This window comes from Phycisphaerae bacterium (genome assembly GCA_012729815.1).
Classification (GTDB): domain Bacteria; phylum Planctomycetota; class Phycisphaerae; order JAAYCJ01; family JAAYCJ01; genus JAAYCJ01.
In genome coordinates this window covers 25,261-41,236 of sequence record JAAYCJ010000176.1, presented here as the reverse complement: position 1 = coordinate 41,236, position 15,976 = coordinate 25,261, and the positions used below count along the sequence as shown (strand labels likewise).

Annotated in this window: 10 protein-coding genes; 3 read left to right on the top strand and 7 right to left on the bottom strand. The window is 64.0% G+C overall.

Features of this window, described 5'->3' with window-relative positions:
* The 7 genes from GXY33_11975 to GXY33_11945 all read right to left on the bottom strand — a co-directional run bounded on the left by GXY33_11975 (position 1) and on the right by GXY33_11945 (position 9,714).
* Positions 1-1,482 carry a DUF4159 domain-containing protein gene (locus tag GXY33_11975; protein NLX05849.1) on the bottom strand — a complete coding sequence of 494 codons (1,482 nt, stop codon included), beginning with the start codon at positions 1,480-1,482 and terminating at the stop codon, positions 1-3.
* A gap of 156 nt (positions 1,483-1,638) precedes the next feature.
* Positions 1,639-2,748: a DUF4185 domain-containing protein gene (locus GXY33_11970; GenBank protein NLX05848.1), complete on the bottom strand. Its 1,110-nt coding sequence runs from the start codon at positions 2,746-2,748 to the stop codon at positions 1,639-1,641.
* Between the two features lie 238 nt (positions 2,749-2,986).
* On the bottom strand, positions 2,987-4,378 hold the full coding sequence (gene miaB, locus GXY33_11965; protein NLX05847.1) for a tRNA (N6-isopentenyl adenosine(37)-C2)-methylthiotransferase MiaB: 1,392 nt from the start codon (positions 4,376-4,378) through the stop codon (positions 2,987-2,989).
* Positions 4,379-4,385: 7 nt separating this feature from the next.
* Complete coding sequence (locus GXY33_11960; protein ID NLX05846.1) at positions 4,386-5,366, bottom strand: serine acetyltransferase; 981 nt, start codon at positions 5,364-5,366, stop codon at positions 4,386-4,388.
* Positions 5,367-5,493: 127 nt separating this feature from the next.
* Positions 5,494-7,680, bottom strand: a complete 2,187-nt coding sequence (locus tag GXY33_11955; protein ID NLX05845.1) for a hypothetical protein — start codon at positions 7,678-7,680, stop codon at positions 5,494-5,496.
* Between the two features lie 127 nt (positions 7,681-7,807).
* Positions 7,808-9,352, bottom strand: a complete 1,545-nt coding sequence (locus tag GXY33_11950; GenBank protein NLX05844.1) for a B12-binding domain-containing radical SAM protein — start codon at positions 9,350-9,352, stop codon at positions 7,808-7,810.
* Between the two features lie 185 nt (positions 9,353-9,537).
* The gene (locus GXY33_11945) at positions 9,538-9,714 is read right to left on the bottom strand and encodes a 4Fe-4S binding protein (GenBank protein NLX05843.1); all 177 of its coding nucleotides are present in this window, start codon (positions 9,712-9,714) and stop codon (positions 9,538-9,540) included.
* Positions 9,715-9,983: 269 nt separating this feature from the next.
* Between GXY33_11945 and GXY33_11940 the strand changes: the two genes are divergently transcribed.
* From GXY33_11940 to GXY33_11930, 3 genes are all read left to right on the top strand, one after another.
* On the top strand, positions 9,984-11,834 hold the full coding sequence (locus GXY33_11940) for a beta-N-acetylhexosaminidase (GenBank protein NLX05842.1): 1,851 nt from the start codon (positions 9,984-9,986) through the stop codon (positions 11,832-11,834).
* A 343-nt stretch (positions 11,835-12,177) separates the two neighbouring features.
* On the top strand, positions 12,178-13,929 hold the full coding sequence (locus tag GXY33_11935; GenBank protein NLX05841.1) for an ABC transporter ATP-binding protein: 1,752 nt from the start codon (positions 12,178-12,180) through the stop codon (positions 13,927-13,929).
* 48 nt (positions 13,930-13,977) lie between these two features.
* The gene (locus tag GXY33_11930) at positions 13,978-15,975 is read left to right on the top strand and encodes an ABC transporter ATP-binding protein (protein NLX05840.1); all 1,998 of its coding nucleotides are present in this window, start codon (positions 13,978-13,980) and stop codon (positions 15,973-15,975) included.
* Position 15,976 lies beyond the last annotated feature (1 nt).

The following is a 15,976-nucleotide window of genomic DNA, read 5'->3' as shown; positions in this document are numbered from 1 at the left end:
TCAGTGGCTCAGGATGTAGGTGAAGGTGTTGACGCCGAGGCGGAGGGCGTCGGAGTCGTGGTATCCGGCGGAGAAGGGGTGGGGAATTCCTTCCCAGCCGTTGCCGAGGGCCAGCGGCGAGTAGAGGACGGCGAGTCGGCTGTTCAGTTCGACGGCTTCGAGGTGCGGACGGGCGAGGTCGCCGTAGTACGTGCGGGCCAGGTCGGTGACGGTCACGTCGGTGATGCGGAAGTTGATATCGTAGAGGCCGTGGTCGGGGGGCAGGGCCTCCAGCGGCTGATCGGTCAGGACGCGGGCGATTTCGCGTCGGAAGGCGAGGTCAAACTCCTTTCGGCCGCAGCAGGACTCAGCGAGCAGGACGCCGCCCTGGTTGAGGTATCGGCGGAGGTTGGCGGCCTGGTCGTCGGTGAAGGTGAAGTTTTTGTGGCCGACGAGATAGAGGACGGGATAGCCGAAGATGGAGGCGTCGGCGGGATCGACGGCGGCGCGGTCGAAGGCGACGGGGATGGTGGAGTGGTCGGCGATGTACTTCTGGAGACGGGCGAGGGCGGAGGGGTTGGGGTCCCAGTCGCCGCCGTGGATGAGCTGGCCGATGGCAAGCGGTTCGCCGATGACTTCGTCGGCTTGGTAGTCGATCTGTGCGATGGGAAACGAGCGGGCGTATTGGAGTTGGGCGAGGATGGTGGTGACCAGGTTGACGCCGAGTTTGCGGGCGTCGTCCTTGAGGACCCAGAAGCCCGGCGGGTAGTCGGCGGGCGGGTCCTGGCCGTACCAGCCGTTGGCCAGGTCGGCGGAGGCGAAGTAGATGAGGGTGCGACAGCCCAGATCGACGCCTTCGAGCAGCGGCGTAGCGGTGAAGGTCTCGCCGTTGCCGCGTTTGAAGCGGACCTGTTCGAGCCGTTCGGCGGCGAAGAAGACCGGGTGTTCGACGGGCAGGCGCTGGAGCGGGCGTTCGGGGAAGAGTTCCGCCACGAACGTGCGGAAGCTGTCGGCAAATTCGGGTGAGCCGCAGCAGGCGTTGGCGACGAGGGTGCCGCCGAGGACCAGGTAGTTGCGGAGGCGGCGCATGTCTTCGGGTGGAAGAACGGCGACGGGGTCGTGGCCGCTGAGGTAGATGATGGGCACTTCGGTGGGGTCGTAGCTGAAGTTCCGCCACTGGAAGTCGGCTGGGCGATAGGCGATATCGTTGATGGCCCGGCCGGCGAAGCCCAGGAGATTACGGGCGTCGTTGGTCACGTTGTAGAAGTTCCTGGCGTATTCTATCTTGGCCACGAGAACGGGCGGGGCGGGCTCGCGTTTTTTTTCGCTGCGGCGGATGGGGGTAGCGGGCAGGGGCAGAGGCGGAACGCCTTCGCCGCCGGAATGCCGTTGCGGCCGGGCGGGCGGCGGGTTGTTGTGGCCGGGCAGATTGAGCTTCGGCTGGGCCGCCGCATCAGCGGCAAGGACCAGGGCGAGCAGGCTGCAGGCAATGGCGATCCTCATATGTGCAATTATAGCGGATGAGAGTATCGACGGGAAGGGATGGGCGGCGGCGCTGCAACCAAGCTCAATGGTTGGCGGTCGAGTGGCGGGTGAACCTGCGGCTTTGCCGCAGAACCTCCCGCCCTACAGATTACAGACCGATTCCCTGTAGACGCTTCAGGTGTCGGAGGCGACGGTCAGGTGGAGCTTTTGGGTGGTGAAGGTGTAGTTCTCGCCCATGCCGGAGGAGACCATGACCATTTCTCGGCCGTCCTTGCTCATCCACTTGGTCGGGAAACTCGGCTGGTAGTTGCCCTTGCCCCAGTCGTCGACGCGGTAGAAGAGTCGCCACGGGCCCCAGAGATTGGTTGCCTCGTAGACCGTCAACTGAGAGCGGTACTGTCCGCGGGGTCCGTTGTGATAGGGAAGCGGTTGGCCGTCCTTGCCGTAGAAGCCGCCGTTGCCCATGATGAAGCGCCCGAGTCCGGGGTTGTAGGCCACGTGGTTTTCGGCGGTGAAGCCTGGGAAGCTGAACACCGGCGCGGCAGAGGAATCGTTATTGCTCCACTTGGGCTTTCCGGCTTGGTCGATTCCGGTCCAGAACTCCCAGCGGTCGCGGCGAAGGATGTCCGCAATGCGGACGCGACCCAGGAGCATATAGTCCCCGTTGTCCCAATAGCTGCAGCCGTCGTTTGCGGCGGGAAAGAGGGCGTAGATGTATTCATCGGGCGCACCGGCGTAGTCGCGGCCGAACTGAACGAAGTGCGGTGAGGACAGGCGGCCGGTGAAGAACTCCTGCGGCGTGACGTCCACGTCCCAGGTCTTGCCGTAGTCGCGCGAGGTGATGATCCAGGCGTTGACGTTGCGCTGGCGGTTGAAGGAGGGATTTCCGGGGCGGTTGACGTCGCTGATGTTGGCCACGGCCAGGTACAAGGTTCCGGCGATGCTGAGCAATCCCGCGGGTTTGACACCGTTGTCGAGATCGGTCAGCGGACGCTGGCAGTACTTTTTGGGATCGACCGGAAGGTTGTGGACGAGCTCCGGCGTGACGTGCGGGCTCGGGCAGTCGCGGACACGCCAGACGTTCATGGGCGACCAGTGCGGCTTGCCTCGAAAGCCGGTGCCTTCGCCTTGTCCGGGGTCGTTGTCGCCGGCGGCGGCGTAGATCGCGTCATCGGCGGCCCAGGTCACGGGCCACATGTCGCCCGTGCCGTCGTGGGCGGGCGGGTCGGCGGATACGGCGAGGATGTAGTCGCTGGTGGCGAAGGGAGGGTTGGGGGTATTCATGGTCAGCGGCTCCTTTGGGTCTTGGCGGCTTCCTTCCTTCGGAGATACTGTCGGTCTCCACATGCGGCCATAGTTTGACACGCCCCGAGATTATCTCTCGATCGCCATCGCATGCCATCAAATTCCAGCCGCAGGCACGGACACATCTGGCAAAGGACCGAACGCCGAAGAAGAGCCTGGCGGGTGAACCTGCGGTTTTGCCGCAGAACCTCCCGCCCTACCGTGGCGCCGCCTCGCATCAGGGCGTGGCGGTCAACTCGGCGAAGAGGGTCAGGGCAGTGGCGTTGGTGATTTGGACGGAGGTGATCTGGCCGACCAGGGATTCGGGGCCGTCGAGGACGACGATTTTGTCGTCGACGGTGCGGGCGACGAGTTGCGGTCGGCCGGTGGTGCGGCTCTTTTTGGATCGGCCTTCGACGAGGACGGACAGCGTCCGGCTGATGAGTTGGCGGTTGTCTTCGGCGGCGATGGCATCCTGGACGTCCAGAAGCTGGCGGAGACGGGCGGTTTTGAGGTCATCGGAAACGCTGTCGTGGTGGCGGCGGGCGGCGACGGTGCCGGGACGCGGCGAGTACTTGAAGACGAAGCAGTTCTTGTAGCGGACGCGACGCAGGAGATCGAGCGAGCGCTGGTGGTCGTCGTCGGTCTCGCCGGGAAATCCAACGATGAAGTCGCCGGCAATCGAGAGGTCCGGCACGAGCGTTTTTCCGGCTTGGATGATTTCAAGGTACTGCTCGACGGTGTACTTGCGGTTCATCAGGCGAAGCATGGCGTTGGAGCCGTGCTGGGCAGGCAGATGGAGGTAGGGGCAGACTCGCGGCAGTTCGGCCATCGCCGAGAGGACGTCGGTGTGGAAGTCGCCGGGATACGAGGTGATAAAGCGGATGCGCGGGATCGCGGTCCGCTCGTGGACCATTCGCAACAGCTCGGCGAGTCCGACGGTTCGACCATCGAGCTCGGCGCGATAGGAGCTGATCGCCTGGCCCAGCAGCGTGACCTCCTTGACGCCGGCGGCGTCGAGGCGTTTGACCTCGTCGAGGATGTTGGGCACCGGCCGCGAACACTCGGGGCCGCGGACGTAGGGCACAATGCAGTAGGTGCAGAACTTGTCACAGCCGCGCTGAACGCGGACGAAGGCTTGGAACTCGTTGACCTGGGTCGGCCGGGAGACGTCAAGCGATTCGAGATCGGGGCAGGCTTCGGCGCGGCCGGCGCGGAGGGCCTGGAAGTCATCCGTCGCGACCAGGTGCTTTTCGCGAGCCAGGCGGCGGTGGAGTTCGGGCAGTTCATGGATGCGGCCGGGGCCGCAGACGATATCGACGAACGGGGCCTTGGCGAGGATGTGCCGCGGGTCGCGCTGGGCGAAGCAGCCGATGATAGCGATGGCGGCGGGCCGGCCGGACTTGCGGCGGAGATGGTTCCAGTGGCCCAGGCGGCTGAGGGCCTTGGCCTCGGCGTGTTCGCGGACGCTGCAGGTGTTCAGGACGGCCAAATCGGCCTTGTCGGCGGATGGCACGGCGGTCAGGCCCTCGGCCTGGAGCGCAGCGGCAACGAGCTCGCTGTCGAGCTTGTTCATCTGACAGCCGAGGGTCTCGATAAAAAAGGTTGCCGCGTGCGCTTCCGGAGCCATGGCAATTCTATTCCCGCCGGTCGGTTTTTTCGGCTTCGGAGTCGCTCGAGTTCGGCCGGCGGGTCTTGTAGCGAAGTTCGGGCGGTTTGAGCGAGACGCGGCAGCCGGCGGGCACGGAGGAGGTGACAAAGACGTTTCCGCCGATGACCGCGCCTTCGCCGATGACGGTTTCGCCGCCGAGGATGGTGGCGTTGGCGTAGATGGTGACGTTGCTTTCGATGGTCGGGTGACGTTTATGGCCGCGGATGAGCTTGCCGCGTTCGTCCTTGGGGAAGCTCAGGGCGCCGAGGGTGACGCCCTGGTAGATCTTGACGTTGTCGCCGATGACGGTGGTTTCGCCGATGACCACGCCGGTGCCGTGGTCGATGAAGAAGTTTCGGCCGATGGCGGCGCCGGGATGGATGTCGATGCCGGTGATGGAGTGGCCGTACTCGGTGAGGATTCGCGGAAAGAGGGGCACGCCGAGCCGATACAGGGCGTGAGCGACGCGGTAGATGGTGATGGCGAGATACCCCGGATAGGCCAGGAGTATCTCGTCGGTGTTGACGGCGGCGGGATCGCCGTCGTAGGCGGCCTGGGCGTCGCCGGCGAGCATGCGGCGGAGTTCGGGGATTTCGTTGAGGAAGGCGAGGGTCTTTTCGGCGGCCTCGGCGGCGACGGAGGGATGATCGGGATCGGCTGAGCCGTCGGCGGCGTTCAGTTCGCATCCGTAGGCAAGGCACTGGCGTATCTGGGCGTGGAGGGTACGGCCGAGTTGGAGCAGGAGTTCGCCGAGGCGGTAGCGGACGTTGTCGAAGGTCAGGTCCTGTCGGCCGTGGTAGCCGGGGTAGAGGATCGGGAGCATCAGGCGGATGACCTCGATGCCCTCGGCCCGGCTGGGCAGGAATCGCCGACCGAGGTGGTGGATGCCTTCCTGCGATTCGTAGCTGGCGTAGATGCGCTCGACGAGGCCGGCAAGCCCGGCGTCGAGTTCGCGAAAACCGTCCATGTGGCGTCTCCTTGGATTGATGGTCGCTGTGCGACGATCACCAGTGTATGAGGCACGGGAGTTGACGGCAACAGGAAAGAGAATCGCTTGAGCAGGGTCAAGGAGGAGCAGACAGCGGCCTGCCGGCTCAGCGGGGAATGGTGGTGTTGTCGAACGGCGGGTCGGCGGCGAAGGCGTTCCACTCGACGCGGGCGGGATAGCCCCACGGGGCGGCGGCACTCTGATCGAAGGAGGCGGCGGGGACGGCCCAGGATTCGGAGAGGGCCAGGCCGCTGCGGACAAACCTGAACATGGCGGCATCCAGGTTGAACGACTGGCTGGTCCCGTTCTCCAGGTCGGTCACGGTGAAGGTGAGCGGGATGTTAATCTCGAAGCTCATCTCAGCGGTGGCACCGTCGAGAGACCGCAGCATCCCAGCCGCATCGCCGAGCGCCAGAACCTTGGCCCCCGAGCCGCTGTAGTTGGTCCGGGTGGCGCCATCGGTTTCCTCGCCCCAGATGCGCCAGGTCACGGTCGAGCCAGCCAGTTCGGCCCCGGCGGCGAAGTTGGGCGGCGGGGCGTCCTGCCAGACGTTATTGCGGAAGCCCAAAGCGGTCGAGCGGAACTGAAGGGCCAGGTTGATCTCGAAGCAGAGCCCTTGGTCGCCCGGGCGGCTCATCTTGACCTTCGGTTGCCAGCGGTGCAGCGGCCGGGCGATACTGTTGCGGCCACCTTCGGCGGCCACGATGCTGCCGTAGGCGCCAACAGGAAGGTGGGCGGTCCACTCGGCTGAGCTCTGCTTGGTGAGAGAGACGCCGGCGTCGCCGATCTTGAGGGTTGGAGCATCCTGGGCGTGCATCCAGAGGCAGCAATCCTGGATCAACTCCCACGAGGCCGGAACGAGCATCAGCGGATGCGGCATGAGGAGGGTTTCGTAAGGTTCGTCATCCTGAAGGTCGTAGACCAAGCGGGCCCCGCTGTTGGGATCGACGTCCTTTCCCGCCTGCACGAGGGCCTCGTGGACCGCGGAGAGCTGGACCTGATGACTGCCGCGGGGCGGAGTCGCGGATTCGAGCACGTCTTTTTCGCCGTAGACGCCCTCGGCCGTAACCCTCTCGTTGGAGGCGGTGGCGAGTTGGAAGAGCCAGAGGATCGCGTGGATGGCTCGGACGGAATGGATGCGATTGGTCCAGCCGAAAACCACCGCCCCCCGGTCGGACTTGCTGAAGACCGTCTCGGCGAAAGGATTGCCGTTCTGGAAACCGCGGCAGCAGCTCAGGACGACGACGGCGTGGTCGGGGAACGTGCCCTTGTCATACTTGGTGATGAAGGTGGGCGAGACCCAGTAGTAGTAACGGCGATCGACGACCCTCCTGCCCTGATAGGTCTTGACCTCGAACTGGCCGACGTATTCTCGCTGGACGTCTTCGAGCCAATTGTCGCGGCCCTTGGCGTCGGCGCCCCAGATCGCCTCGCGATTCTCGGGAGTGAAGGCGTCGGTGGTGAATATCCCGTAGCCGCTGGGGCGGGGATCGTCCGGAATGTCGGGGTCGTCCACGATGTTGGGGTCTACGTCGAACCACGATCCGTGGCCCTCGATCAGGACGAGGCCAAAGTGGCTCAGGCCGGAGAAATGCCCCACGCTCAGTCGGCCAGTGGTCGCCTTGTAGCCGCGGGATTCGAGCATCTTCTTGACGTGGGGCGTTGAGTCGTTGATCGACCATTGCTTGTGAAAAGGCGCCCAGCCGTTGACCAGGAGGGCCTTGTTGCTGGCGGGCAGGTAGTGCGGAGGGACGTCGTTAGCGGCGGCGGGAGCGAAGGCGGGCGGCGGCGAGGACTCGCCCGCTTTGACGTTGAGCGGCGAGGCCGCCTTGGCTGTGTCCGGCGGTTCGGGCAGACCGGTGTCCCAGTCCTGGCTGTCAGCGTCCTCGTCGACGATCATCAGGAACCGGACCTCACCGTCGGTGAAGCGGGCCCAGGCGATCCCGCTGTGTTCGGGGTCGACCCCGCCGGTGGCGACCGCCGGCTCCTGGAGGATCAGCGAAAGAAAGGTGATGCGGGCCAGGTCCACGGCGCCTCCGTCGTCGAGGATCTGATCGACCGCGTCGGAGACCTTGGTCCAAGCCTGGTCGTTGGACGGGTTGGGTCCGGCTTCGGGGCTGGAGGCGTCGGGCAGGGCATTGGGGTCGTTGGGATCGGTCGTGGAATCGTTGGGGTCGGCGATCTGGTTGGGATCGGTCTGGCCGCCGTCACAGCCGACGAGCAGGCAGGAAACCAGGATTGCACTGAACAGGGCCGGAACGACAGACCACCTCAAACGCCTGCCCTTATGCATATCCGCAACCTCCAATCGGAAGGTCCAAGGCTGGCCGCTATCATACCCTGCGGCGGGAAGAAAGGGAAGAAATCCGGCCGCACCGGCGCCGATCGCCGATCCCGCATTGGCACAGGCACCGGGTATGCTATCCTTCCGGTTCGGCGGCGGCGGCCCAGGCGGGTTGGCGTTTGCGGAAGGGGCGGACGGCCTGGCCGAGAATCCGGCTGACCTTGCGTCCACCCAGGTAGGCTCCGATGGCGGTCCACTTGAACCAGGAACGGTCGAGGCAGGCCCGGACGGGGCCGCAGGTCATCAGGTCGATGAAGCGGTGGACGATCGGCCGAGGGATTCCCCAGCGGCGGACGTTGACCGCGATCTGCAGGAGCATGGTCAGGTAGCCGAGTCGGACGAACTGACGTTTGGCGGCTCCGGTGTAGATCCGCTCGTAGATTTCCGCCTGCTCGTCCTTGAGGAGGCCCTGCTCCTTGGCGCGGAGGTAGAGTTGCGAACCGGGAAAGAAGGCCAGCGGGAAAATCAGGGCGCGTGATGCGGAACCCTGGTGCTCGGCGGCAAAGTGCAGCGTCTCGATCATGCTCTCATCGTTCTCGAAAGGGTTACTGACGATGAAGTGGTACTCCTTGCGAAGCGCGGGGAATCGTTCGAGGGTCCGGATGGCCTCGATGATGCGTTCGTTGGAGACGCGGCGATTGTAGATCTCGTAGTTGGTGGCCTGGCAACCGCTCTGGATACCCATTTTGATCAGCCAACAGCCGCAGCTTTGCAGCAGTTGTACTTTGCGGTCACTGATGGTGGCTGGGTGCGTGTTGATCTCGAACGGCCAGCCGATCCGCGAACGGTAGCCTTCGGCGAATTCCTCGAACTCCGACTCGTCCCGAACAAAGAAGGTATCGTCGGCGACGTTCACCGAGTTGACGGTCGGAAAGCGTCGTTTGATCGCCTCCAGTTCGTCAAGCACGTGGGCGATCGAGCGTTTGCGGACCCACGGGCCCTTGCCACGATAGGTGCGCAGCCACGTGCTGTTGCAGCAGAACGCGCAGGCGTAGGGGCAGCCGCGGGTGGTCAGCAGGCGGTAGCGGACCAGGCTGTGGCGCATCTTGTCCGGTTCGGCTGGAACGATGTCGCCTTTGTGCACCACGTAGTGGTCATTGTCGATCTCGTAATCGGCAAAGGGCATCTCGTCGAGGTTTTCGTGGAGCGGTCGGACCTCGTTTTTGACGACGTGGCCGTTTTGCCGCACCCAGAGGCTTGGGATACGCGAGTAGTCCTTGCCGGCTTCCATAGCGTCAGCCAGTTCGAGCATGGGCCATTCGCCCTCGCCGACGCAGACGATATCGGCGAAGTCGATGCAGCTTTCGGGCGCGACCGTCGGATGCACACCGCCCCAGACGACCGGCGACTTGAGGTCGACGCGGCGGATCGCCTCGGTCAGTTCACGGGCCTGGTAGTAGCAGTTGGTCATCAGGCCCATGCCCACCAAATCGCAGTCGCGCACCTTTTCAACGAACTGCTCGATGAGTTCCGGCTTGTAAGTCCGCTGGGACTTGTGCGAACGCTTGGCGGTCATCAGGATCATGCGGACCTGATGGCCGCGCGACTTGAGGAACGAACTGACCAGACGCAGCCCCGTCGCCTCCGGCGATGCATAGACGCCAACCAGTGCGATCTTCATGTTGCCTCCCATGTTGTTGCCCGGTGAAGACCCGCTCCCCCGCCCCAGCCGTTCTGGAATTTACCTTAGCCTACCGTCGCAGTCAAGAGCAATCCGCCTCCTTTCAAAAAAAGGGCCCTGCTCCCCAGCCGGGAACAGGACCCTTTGAGTTCATAACCGCTTAAGCGGCTTGACGATGCGGACGATCAGGCCATCGAGATGGCCTCGACCGGGCACTCGTCGACGCAGACGCCGCACTCGCTGCAGGCCCCAGCGTCCACCACCGCCTTGCCGTCACTGTCCATCGAGATCGCTTCAGCGGGGCAGGCTCCGACGCATGCTTCGCAACCGGTGCACTTTTCCTTGTCAACAACTGCTGCCATGACGCAAATTCCTCCAAACGCCAGTGATTAAACTCGATCCCTCTCGGGTCGTCTGAGCGAGCCGGTAGAGAACATAAATTATTGGCTTCCAGGGCGGTTTTGTCCAGTGGTTTTTGCCCGTTTTGGCCTAGTGAAACGATTTGGAGCGGTACGGCGCAGGCGAATGGCCCAGTGGCAAGCGAGTTTGGGGTTGACGCGAGCTCGGTTCGGCGGGCATGCTATGGGCCTTGCGTACGCGATGGCAACCGATCCGCTTTGGGAGGTCCACCATGGCCGCCAACCTTTCCTGGAACCCTCTAGACACACCGGAACCAGTGGCCCGGGCGCTGGGCCTGCTCGCTGAGGAATACCCGATTCGCGAAGGCGGGCCGGACGGTGTGGCCGTTTCATTTCGGCCGCCGGAACGGTCTTCGGGGTTTACCATCGAGCGGGCCGGTGGCGGTGTAACTGTCAGCTATGCCAGAACTTGCGACGCCTTGCGGGCGGTCGGTACGCTTTTGGCCGAGTTGGCCGGGCCGGAGGAAACGTACGCAGAATCGACCGATTTTACCACGCTGGGGATCATGCTGGACTGCTCGCGCAACGCGGTGATGACGGCTGAGCACTTCCGCAAGTGGCTCCGTCGGCTGGCGTTGATGGGCTACAACATGGCGATGCTGTACACCGAGGACACGTATGAATTGCCCGACGAGCCCTACTTCGGGTACCTTCGCGGGCGGTACACAGCGGATGAGCTGCGGGAGATCGACGCGTACGCGGCCGGATTGGGGATCGAGATGATCGGCTGCATCCAGACGCTCGGGCATCTGGGCCAGCTCCGCTGGTCGGCCTTCAATGAGGTCAAGGACACCGCCGACATTCTGCTGGTCGATGAGCCCAGGACTTACGAGCTGATCGAGAAGATGATCGCGCAGTTCGCAGCGGTGTACACCTCGCGCCGGGTCCACATCGGCATGGACGAGGCGCACAGCCTCGGTCGCGGCAAGTTCATGGACCGGTTCGGGTACGAGCGCGGGTACGACATCTTCAACCGGCACCTGGGCCGGGTGGTGGAGATCTGCCGGAAGCATGGCCTCTCGCCGATGATCTGGTCCGATATGTACTTCCGGATGGGCAGCAAGACGGGTCAGTACTACGACACGGCGTGCGTGATCCCGCCGGACGTCAAGGCGGCGATACCGGAAGGGGTGCAACTGGTCTACTGGGACTACTACCACGAGGATGAGGAGTTTTACCTGGATTTCATTGCCCGCCATCGGGATCTGGGCAGCGAACCGGTGGTCGGTTCGGGGGTCTGGACGTGGGGCATGCCGTGGTACGGCCGAAAGATCACTGAATCGGCTGCCGGGGCGTGTGTCCGGGCGTGCCGCGATTCAGGGGTCAAGGAGCTGTTTTTCACGCTGTGGGGCGATGACGGGGGCTACTGTGAGTTCGACTCGGCGCTGGCGGGTCTTCAGTACGCCGCCGAGCTGGCCTGGACCGGTCAGGCGGATCCGAAGGTCCTGGAGAAGCGGTTCGCGGCCACGTGCTTCGGCAGCTACGCGGCCAACACGCTGGCGGGCGAGTTAGGCGTACCGAAAGAGACGGCCAGCTACTTATGGGACGACCCGCTGTTGGGCATCTTCCACCGCAATACGCTGATTGAGGATCCCAGGAGGTGGGACCACCAGGCTGAGGCGTTTGGCCAACTGGCCCAAAAGCTGGCCGCCTTTAAGGACGACCGCGGGGCTGGGAACCTCTCGCACGCCCTGCTGCTGGCCCAGCTGCTGGCGGTCAAGCTCGCGGTGCGCAGCGAGTTGCACCGGGCGTACGCCAAGGACGATACGGCCACTCTCAAGAGCCTGCGGCGCGACATCGAGAAGCTGATCGGGATGATTGAGGCGTTCGATAAGTCCTTTTGCGACCAATGGCTGCGGCGAAACAAGGTTTTCGGGCTGGAGGCGATGCAACTGCGGTTCGCGGGGCTGGTCCGGCGGCACCGGGAACTGGATCGCCGGATTGAGGACTACCTGTCCGGGCGGGCGGGGTCGATCCCGGAGTTGGATACCCCCCTTCCGGAGACGGCGACCGCCCTCAAGCCGGGCTGCCGGTGGCTCAGCAGCGGCTCGATCATCACGTAGGACTCGGGTCGGGGGTCGGAGGCTTCCTGCGAAAAATTCGCGAAAAACCTTGCCAAATGAGGTTTCGTTGGTATTTTTAAATTAAAGGTCGGTACTGAACCGAACTATTACAACCAGAAGGGAACGGCGCGAATGAGAGGCCGAAATAGAGGCTGGTAGCCTCGGACGCTGGTCCGGGCGGCCAGCCGAAAGTGCTTTTGGGGTTCATGATCCCGGAGGCAGGAGAACTAACGCCCAACAAGCTCACCTGACGGACCGGTAAGTCCGGCAAAATCCAAGTCCACTTTCCCCACTTTTTCATTTTTTACCCGAGCAGGGACTTTGTACGTGGGGAGGATTCCACATGCACTGCGAACCGCAATCCACCAACAACTTCAGGGTCCTCTGGCAGTTCATCCGGCCCTATAAGAAGTGGTTTTACCGCGGGTTGCTGCTGACCACGACGAGCACAGCCATCTCGCTGGCGCCGCCCCTGTTGATGAAGACCCTGGTCGACCAGGTGATCGGCAATCAGCGTCAGGAGCTGTTTGGGCTGGTGCTGGCCCTGTTCATTCTGACCCCGCTGATCGCCACCGGGGTCGGGTTCCTGAACAACTACGTGATCAGCCTGATCGGTGACAAGCTGGTGCTGGACCTGCGGCGGCGGCTCTATGAGCACCTGCAGTTCCTGCCGATGCGGTTCTACGACAAGAGTTCGACGGGCGGGGTCATGGAACGGCTGATGGGCGACGTTTCACAGGTCAACCAGATGGTTTCGGGCCAGACGATCACGCTGGTGACGGACCTGGTGGCGTGCAGCATCGCGATGGCGGTCATGATGACGCTGAACTGGCGGCTGACGTGCCTGCTGATTCTGCTGATTCCGCTGTACATCATCAACTATCGTTTCTTTGTCACCCGCATTCGTAAGTGGCACAAGGCGGTGCGCGAGAAGATGGAGGACATCACCTCGTCGCTGCAGGAGCGATTGGCGGGCGCGGCGGCGGTCAAAGCGTTCGGGCAGGAGCGGACCGAGACGCGGCACTTCCTCTCGGACGCCAACGAGGCCCGCAATCTGGGAGTTCGGGCCCACATGTATTCGGTCGTGTTCGGAACCTCGTCGAGCCTGATCTACTGGACGGGCCAGACGGGAATCTACCTGCTCGGGTGCTACCTGGTGATCGTCTCGGACATGTCGCTGGGGGCGGTGATCGCCTTTACCGGGTACTGCGTGTACCTGCTTCAGCCGGCGCTGCGGTTCAGCACGATGAGTGATCAGGTCGAGCGGGCGATGGTCTCGGTCCGACGGGTGTTCGAGTTGCTGGGCGAGGATCGCGAGCCGGCCGACCCGCCGGAGGCGGTGTTCCGCCATCGCCTGGCCGGGCAGGTCAGCTTCGAGGATCTGTGCTTCCACTACGAGCCGGACAACCCGGTGCTGCGGGGCATCGATCTGCAGGTGGAGGCTGGCAAGACGGTGGCCCTGGTCGGGCACACCGGGTGCGGCAAGACGACGATCATTTCGCTGCTGATGCGGTTCTATCGGGCGAGCGGCGGGCGGATCCTGATCGACGGGATCGACATCAACCGCTATTCGCAGGCCACCATCCGGCGGAACATCGCGGTGGTGCCGCAGGATCCGATCCTGTTCGAGGGGACGGTGCGGGACAACATCGCCTACGGGCGTCGCGACGCCACGATCGATCAGGTGATCGCGGCGGCCAAGGCGGCGGAGATCCACAAGGCGGTCACGGCCCTTCCGCAGGGTTATGACACCCTGTTGGGCGAGGAGGGCTCGAAGCTTTCGGTTGGTCAGAAGCAGCGGCTGATCATCGCCCGCGCGATTCTGACCGATCCGGCGCTGTTGATTCTCGATGAGGCGACCAGCGCCCTGGACACCGAATCCGAACGTCTGCTGCAACGTGCCCTGGTGAAGATCATGCGCAACCGGACGTCGTTCGTGATCGCACACCGGCTGAGCACGATTGTCGGCGCGGACATAATCGTTGTTCTGGACAAGGGGAGAATCGTCGAGGCGGGCAGCCACCACGAACTGCTCGCCCGCGAGGGAGGACACTACCGGCATCTGTACTTTACGCAGTTTGCCAAAGTGGCCTGAGACGGAGCAACCGGGCGGGACCCGCCACAAACCGAGGGAGTTTTTCCAATGCGTTCTCTGCTGGAAATCTATCGACGTTATTTCCGATTCCACATATTCGGCCTGCTGCTGATCGGCGTGTGCTACCTGGGCTTCGCGGCTGAGGGGTCGATCATGGCCGCGATGAGCCGGTACCTGGTGGACGAGGTGCTCCAGGTGGAACTGGTGGCCGAGCCGATTCTGCACGGCCAGCCCAAAGGGTTCGTGACGATCGAGGAGCCGATTTCGCAGTGGCCGGGCGAACAGGCGGTCGATCACCGGCCGATCACCGACGGGATGCTGCCGGGCGAGAACGCAGCCGACCCGGTGCTGGTCGGCGAGCTGGCGGCGGACGGGGCGTTGCAGGATCGGATCGACGGGCGGACGGGCCGTCCGAACGCCGAGAAGCTCCGCCTGCTGGCCCTGATCGCGGCATTGCTGGTCGGCACGCACCTGGCAACGGTGGCGGCGTCGGCGTGGTCGAGCGTGAAGATCGCCAAGATCACCGAGCAGGTGGTGTTCTCGATGCGGCGGCACATCCACGAGAAGCTGCTGCGCCTTCAGATGAGCTTTCACGATCAGCACCAGACCGGGCGGCTGCTGAGTCGGGCGATCGACGACGTACAGGTGATCGAGGGACAGTTCACGGGCGTGATGACGCAGCTCGTGCGGTTTTCGGGCCTGATCGTGATCAACGTGTCGCTGATGTTCTACATCAGCCCGAAGCTGACGTGGCTGGCGCTGCTGGCGATGCCGTTCTACGGCTGGGCGTACTACAAGTTCGCCGGACAGATCCGGGAGATGAGCATCACGCAGCGGAGGAACCACTCGTCGCTGTACGGGCTGGTGCGTGACCGGCTGGCGAATCCGCGGGTGGTCAAGGGGTTCGGTCAGGAGAAGCGCGAGCTGCGGGAGTTTTTCGTGCGGGCGACTGACCTGTTCCGCCGGAATCGCCGGATCGTGCTGAAGAACAACCTGCTGTCGATGGTCTGTACGATGATCTCGGCGTCGGTCACCGGGGTGACGCTGGGGTACGGGGTGATCCTGCTGCGGCGCGGCGAGCTGACGCTGGGCTACCTGTTATTCTTCCACACGGTCTGCCACGGGCTGTTCTGGCCGGTCGCGGCGTTGACGCAGTTGACCGCGACGGTGCAGTGGCTGCGGGTCTCGTGCGAGCGGGTGCTGGAGGTGCTCAATGAGCCCATGACGATCGTGGACCATCCGAAGGCCCGGCCGCTGGAGCGGCTGAGCCAGGGGGTCCGCTTCGAGAACATCACATTCAGCTTCGACGGGTCCGAGCGGGCGGCGGTCAGCGGGATCGACCTGGAGGTGGTCAAGGGCTCGCAGGTGTGCCTCATGGGACGGTCCGGGGCGGGCAAGAGCACGCTGGGCATGCTGCTGCTGCGGCTGTACGATCCGGGCGAGGGCCGGATCAGCATCGACGGTCAGGACCTCCGCAAGGTTCGAACGTCGTCGCTGCGTCGGCGGATTTCGTACGTGCCGCAGGAGCCGGTCCTCTTCTCCGGGACGCTGGCGAGCAACATCCTCTACGGCAACAGCCGGGCGACGCACGAGGAGATGATCGCGGCGGCCAAGGCGGCGGAGATCCACGAGTTCATCGAGTCGCTGCCGGACGGGTACGGGACGGTAATCGGCGAGAACGGCCTGCGCCTCAGCGGCGGTCAGAAGCAGCGGATCAGCCTAGCCCGAGCCCTGGTAACCGACCCGGACGTGCTGATCCTGGACGACTGCACCAGCGCCCTGGACGCCGAAACGGAGGCCAAGATCCAGAAGACGATCAAGACCGCTTTGGCGGGCAAGACGGTGCTGATCATTTCGCACCGGGCGTCGGTGGCCTCCAAGTCCGACAAGATCGTGGTGCTCGACAACGGGCGGATCGTCGAGACGGGCACGCACGATGAGCTGGTCGAGGCCCAGGGGACCTACTGGAACCTGGTTCGCGACCAGATCGAGGAGCAGTCGGCGGTGGCTATCGCCCACAAGCAGGTGGCGGCCTCAGCGGCGTAAC

Coding starts and splice junctions, on each gene's coding strand:
- GXY33_11975 (NLX05849.1), bottom strand. CDS start 1,482: ATGAGGATCGCCATTGCCTGCAGCCTGCTCGCCCTGGTCCTTGCCGCT.
- GXY33_11970 (NLX05848.1), bottom strand. CDS start 2,748: ATGAATACCCCCAACCCTCCCTTCGCCACCAGCGACTACATCCTCGCC.
- miaB (NLX05847.1), bottom strand. CDS start 4,378: ATGGCTCCGGAAGCGCACGCGGCAACCTTTTTTATCGAGACCCTCGGC.
- GXY33_11960 (NLX05846.1), bottom strand. CDS start 5,366: ATGGACGGTTTTCGCGAACTCGACGCCGGGCTTGCCGGCCTCGTCGAG.
- GXY33_11955 (NLX05845.1), bottom strand. CDS start 7,680: ATGCATAAGGGCAGGCGTTTGAGGTGGTCTGTCGTTCCGGCCCTGTTC.
- GXY33_11950 (NLX05844.1), bottom strand. CDS start 9,352: ATGAAGATCGCACTGGTTGGCGTCTATGCATCGCCGGAGGCGACGGGG.
- GXY33_11945 (NLX05843.1), bottom strand. CDS start 9,714: ATGGCAGCAGTTGTTGACAAGGAAAAGTGCACCGGTTGCGAAGCATGC.
- GXY33_11940 (NLX05842.1), top strand. CDS start 9,984: ATGGCCGCCAACCTTTCCTGGAACCCTCTAGACACACCGGAACCAGTG.
- GXY33_11935 (NLX05841.1), top strand. CDS start 12,178: ATGCACTGCGAACCGCAATCCACCAACAACTTCAGGGTCCTCTGGCAG.
- GXY33_11930 (NLX05840.1), top strand. CDS start 13,978: ATGCGTTCTCTGCTGGAAATCTATCGACGTTATTTCCGATTCCACATA.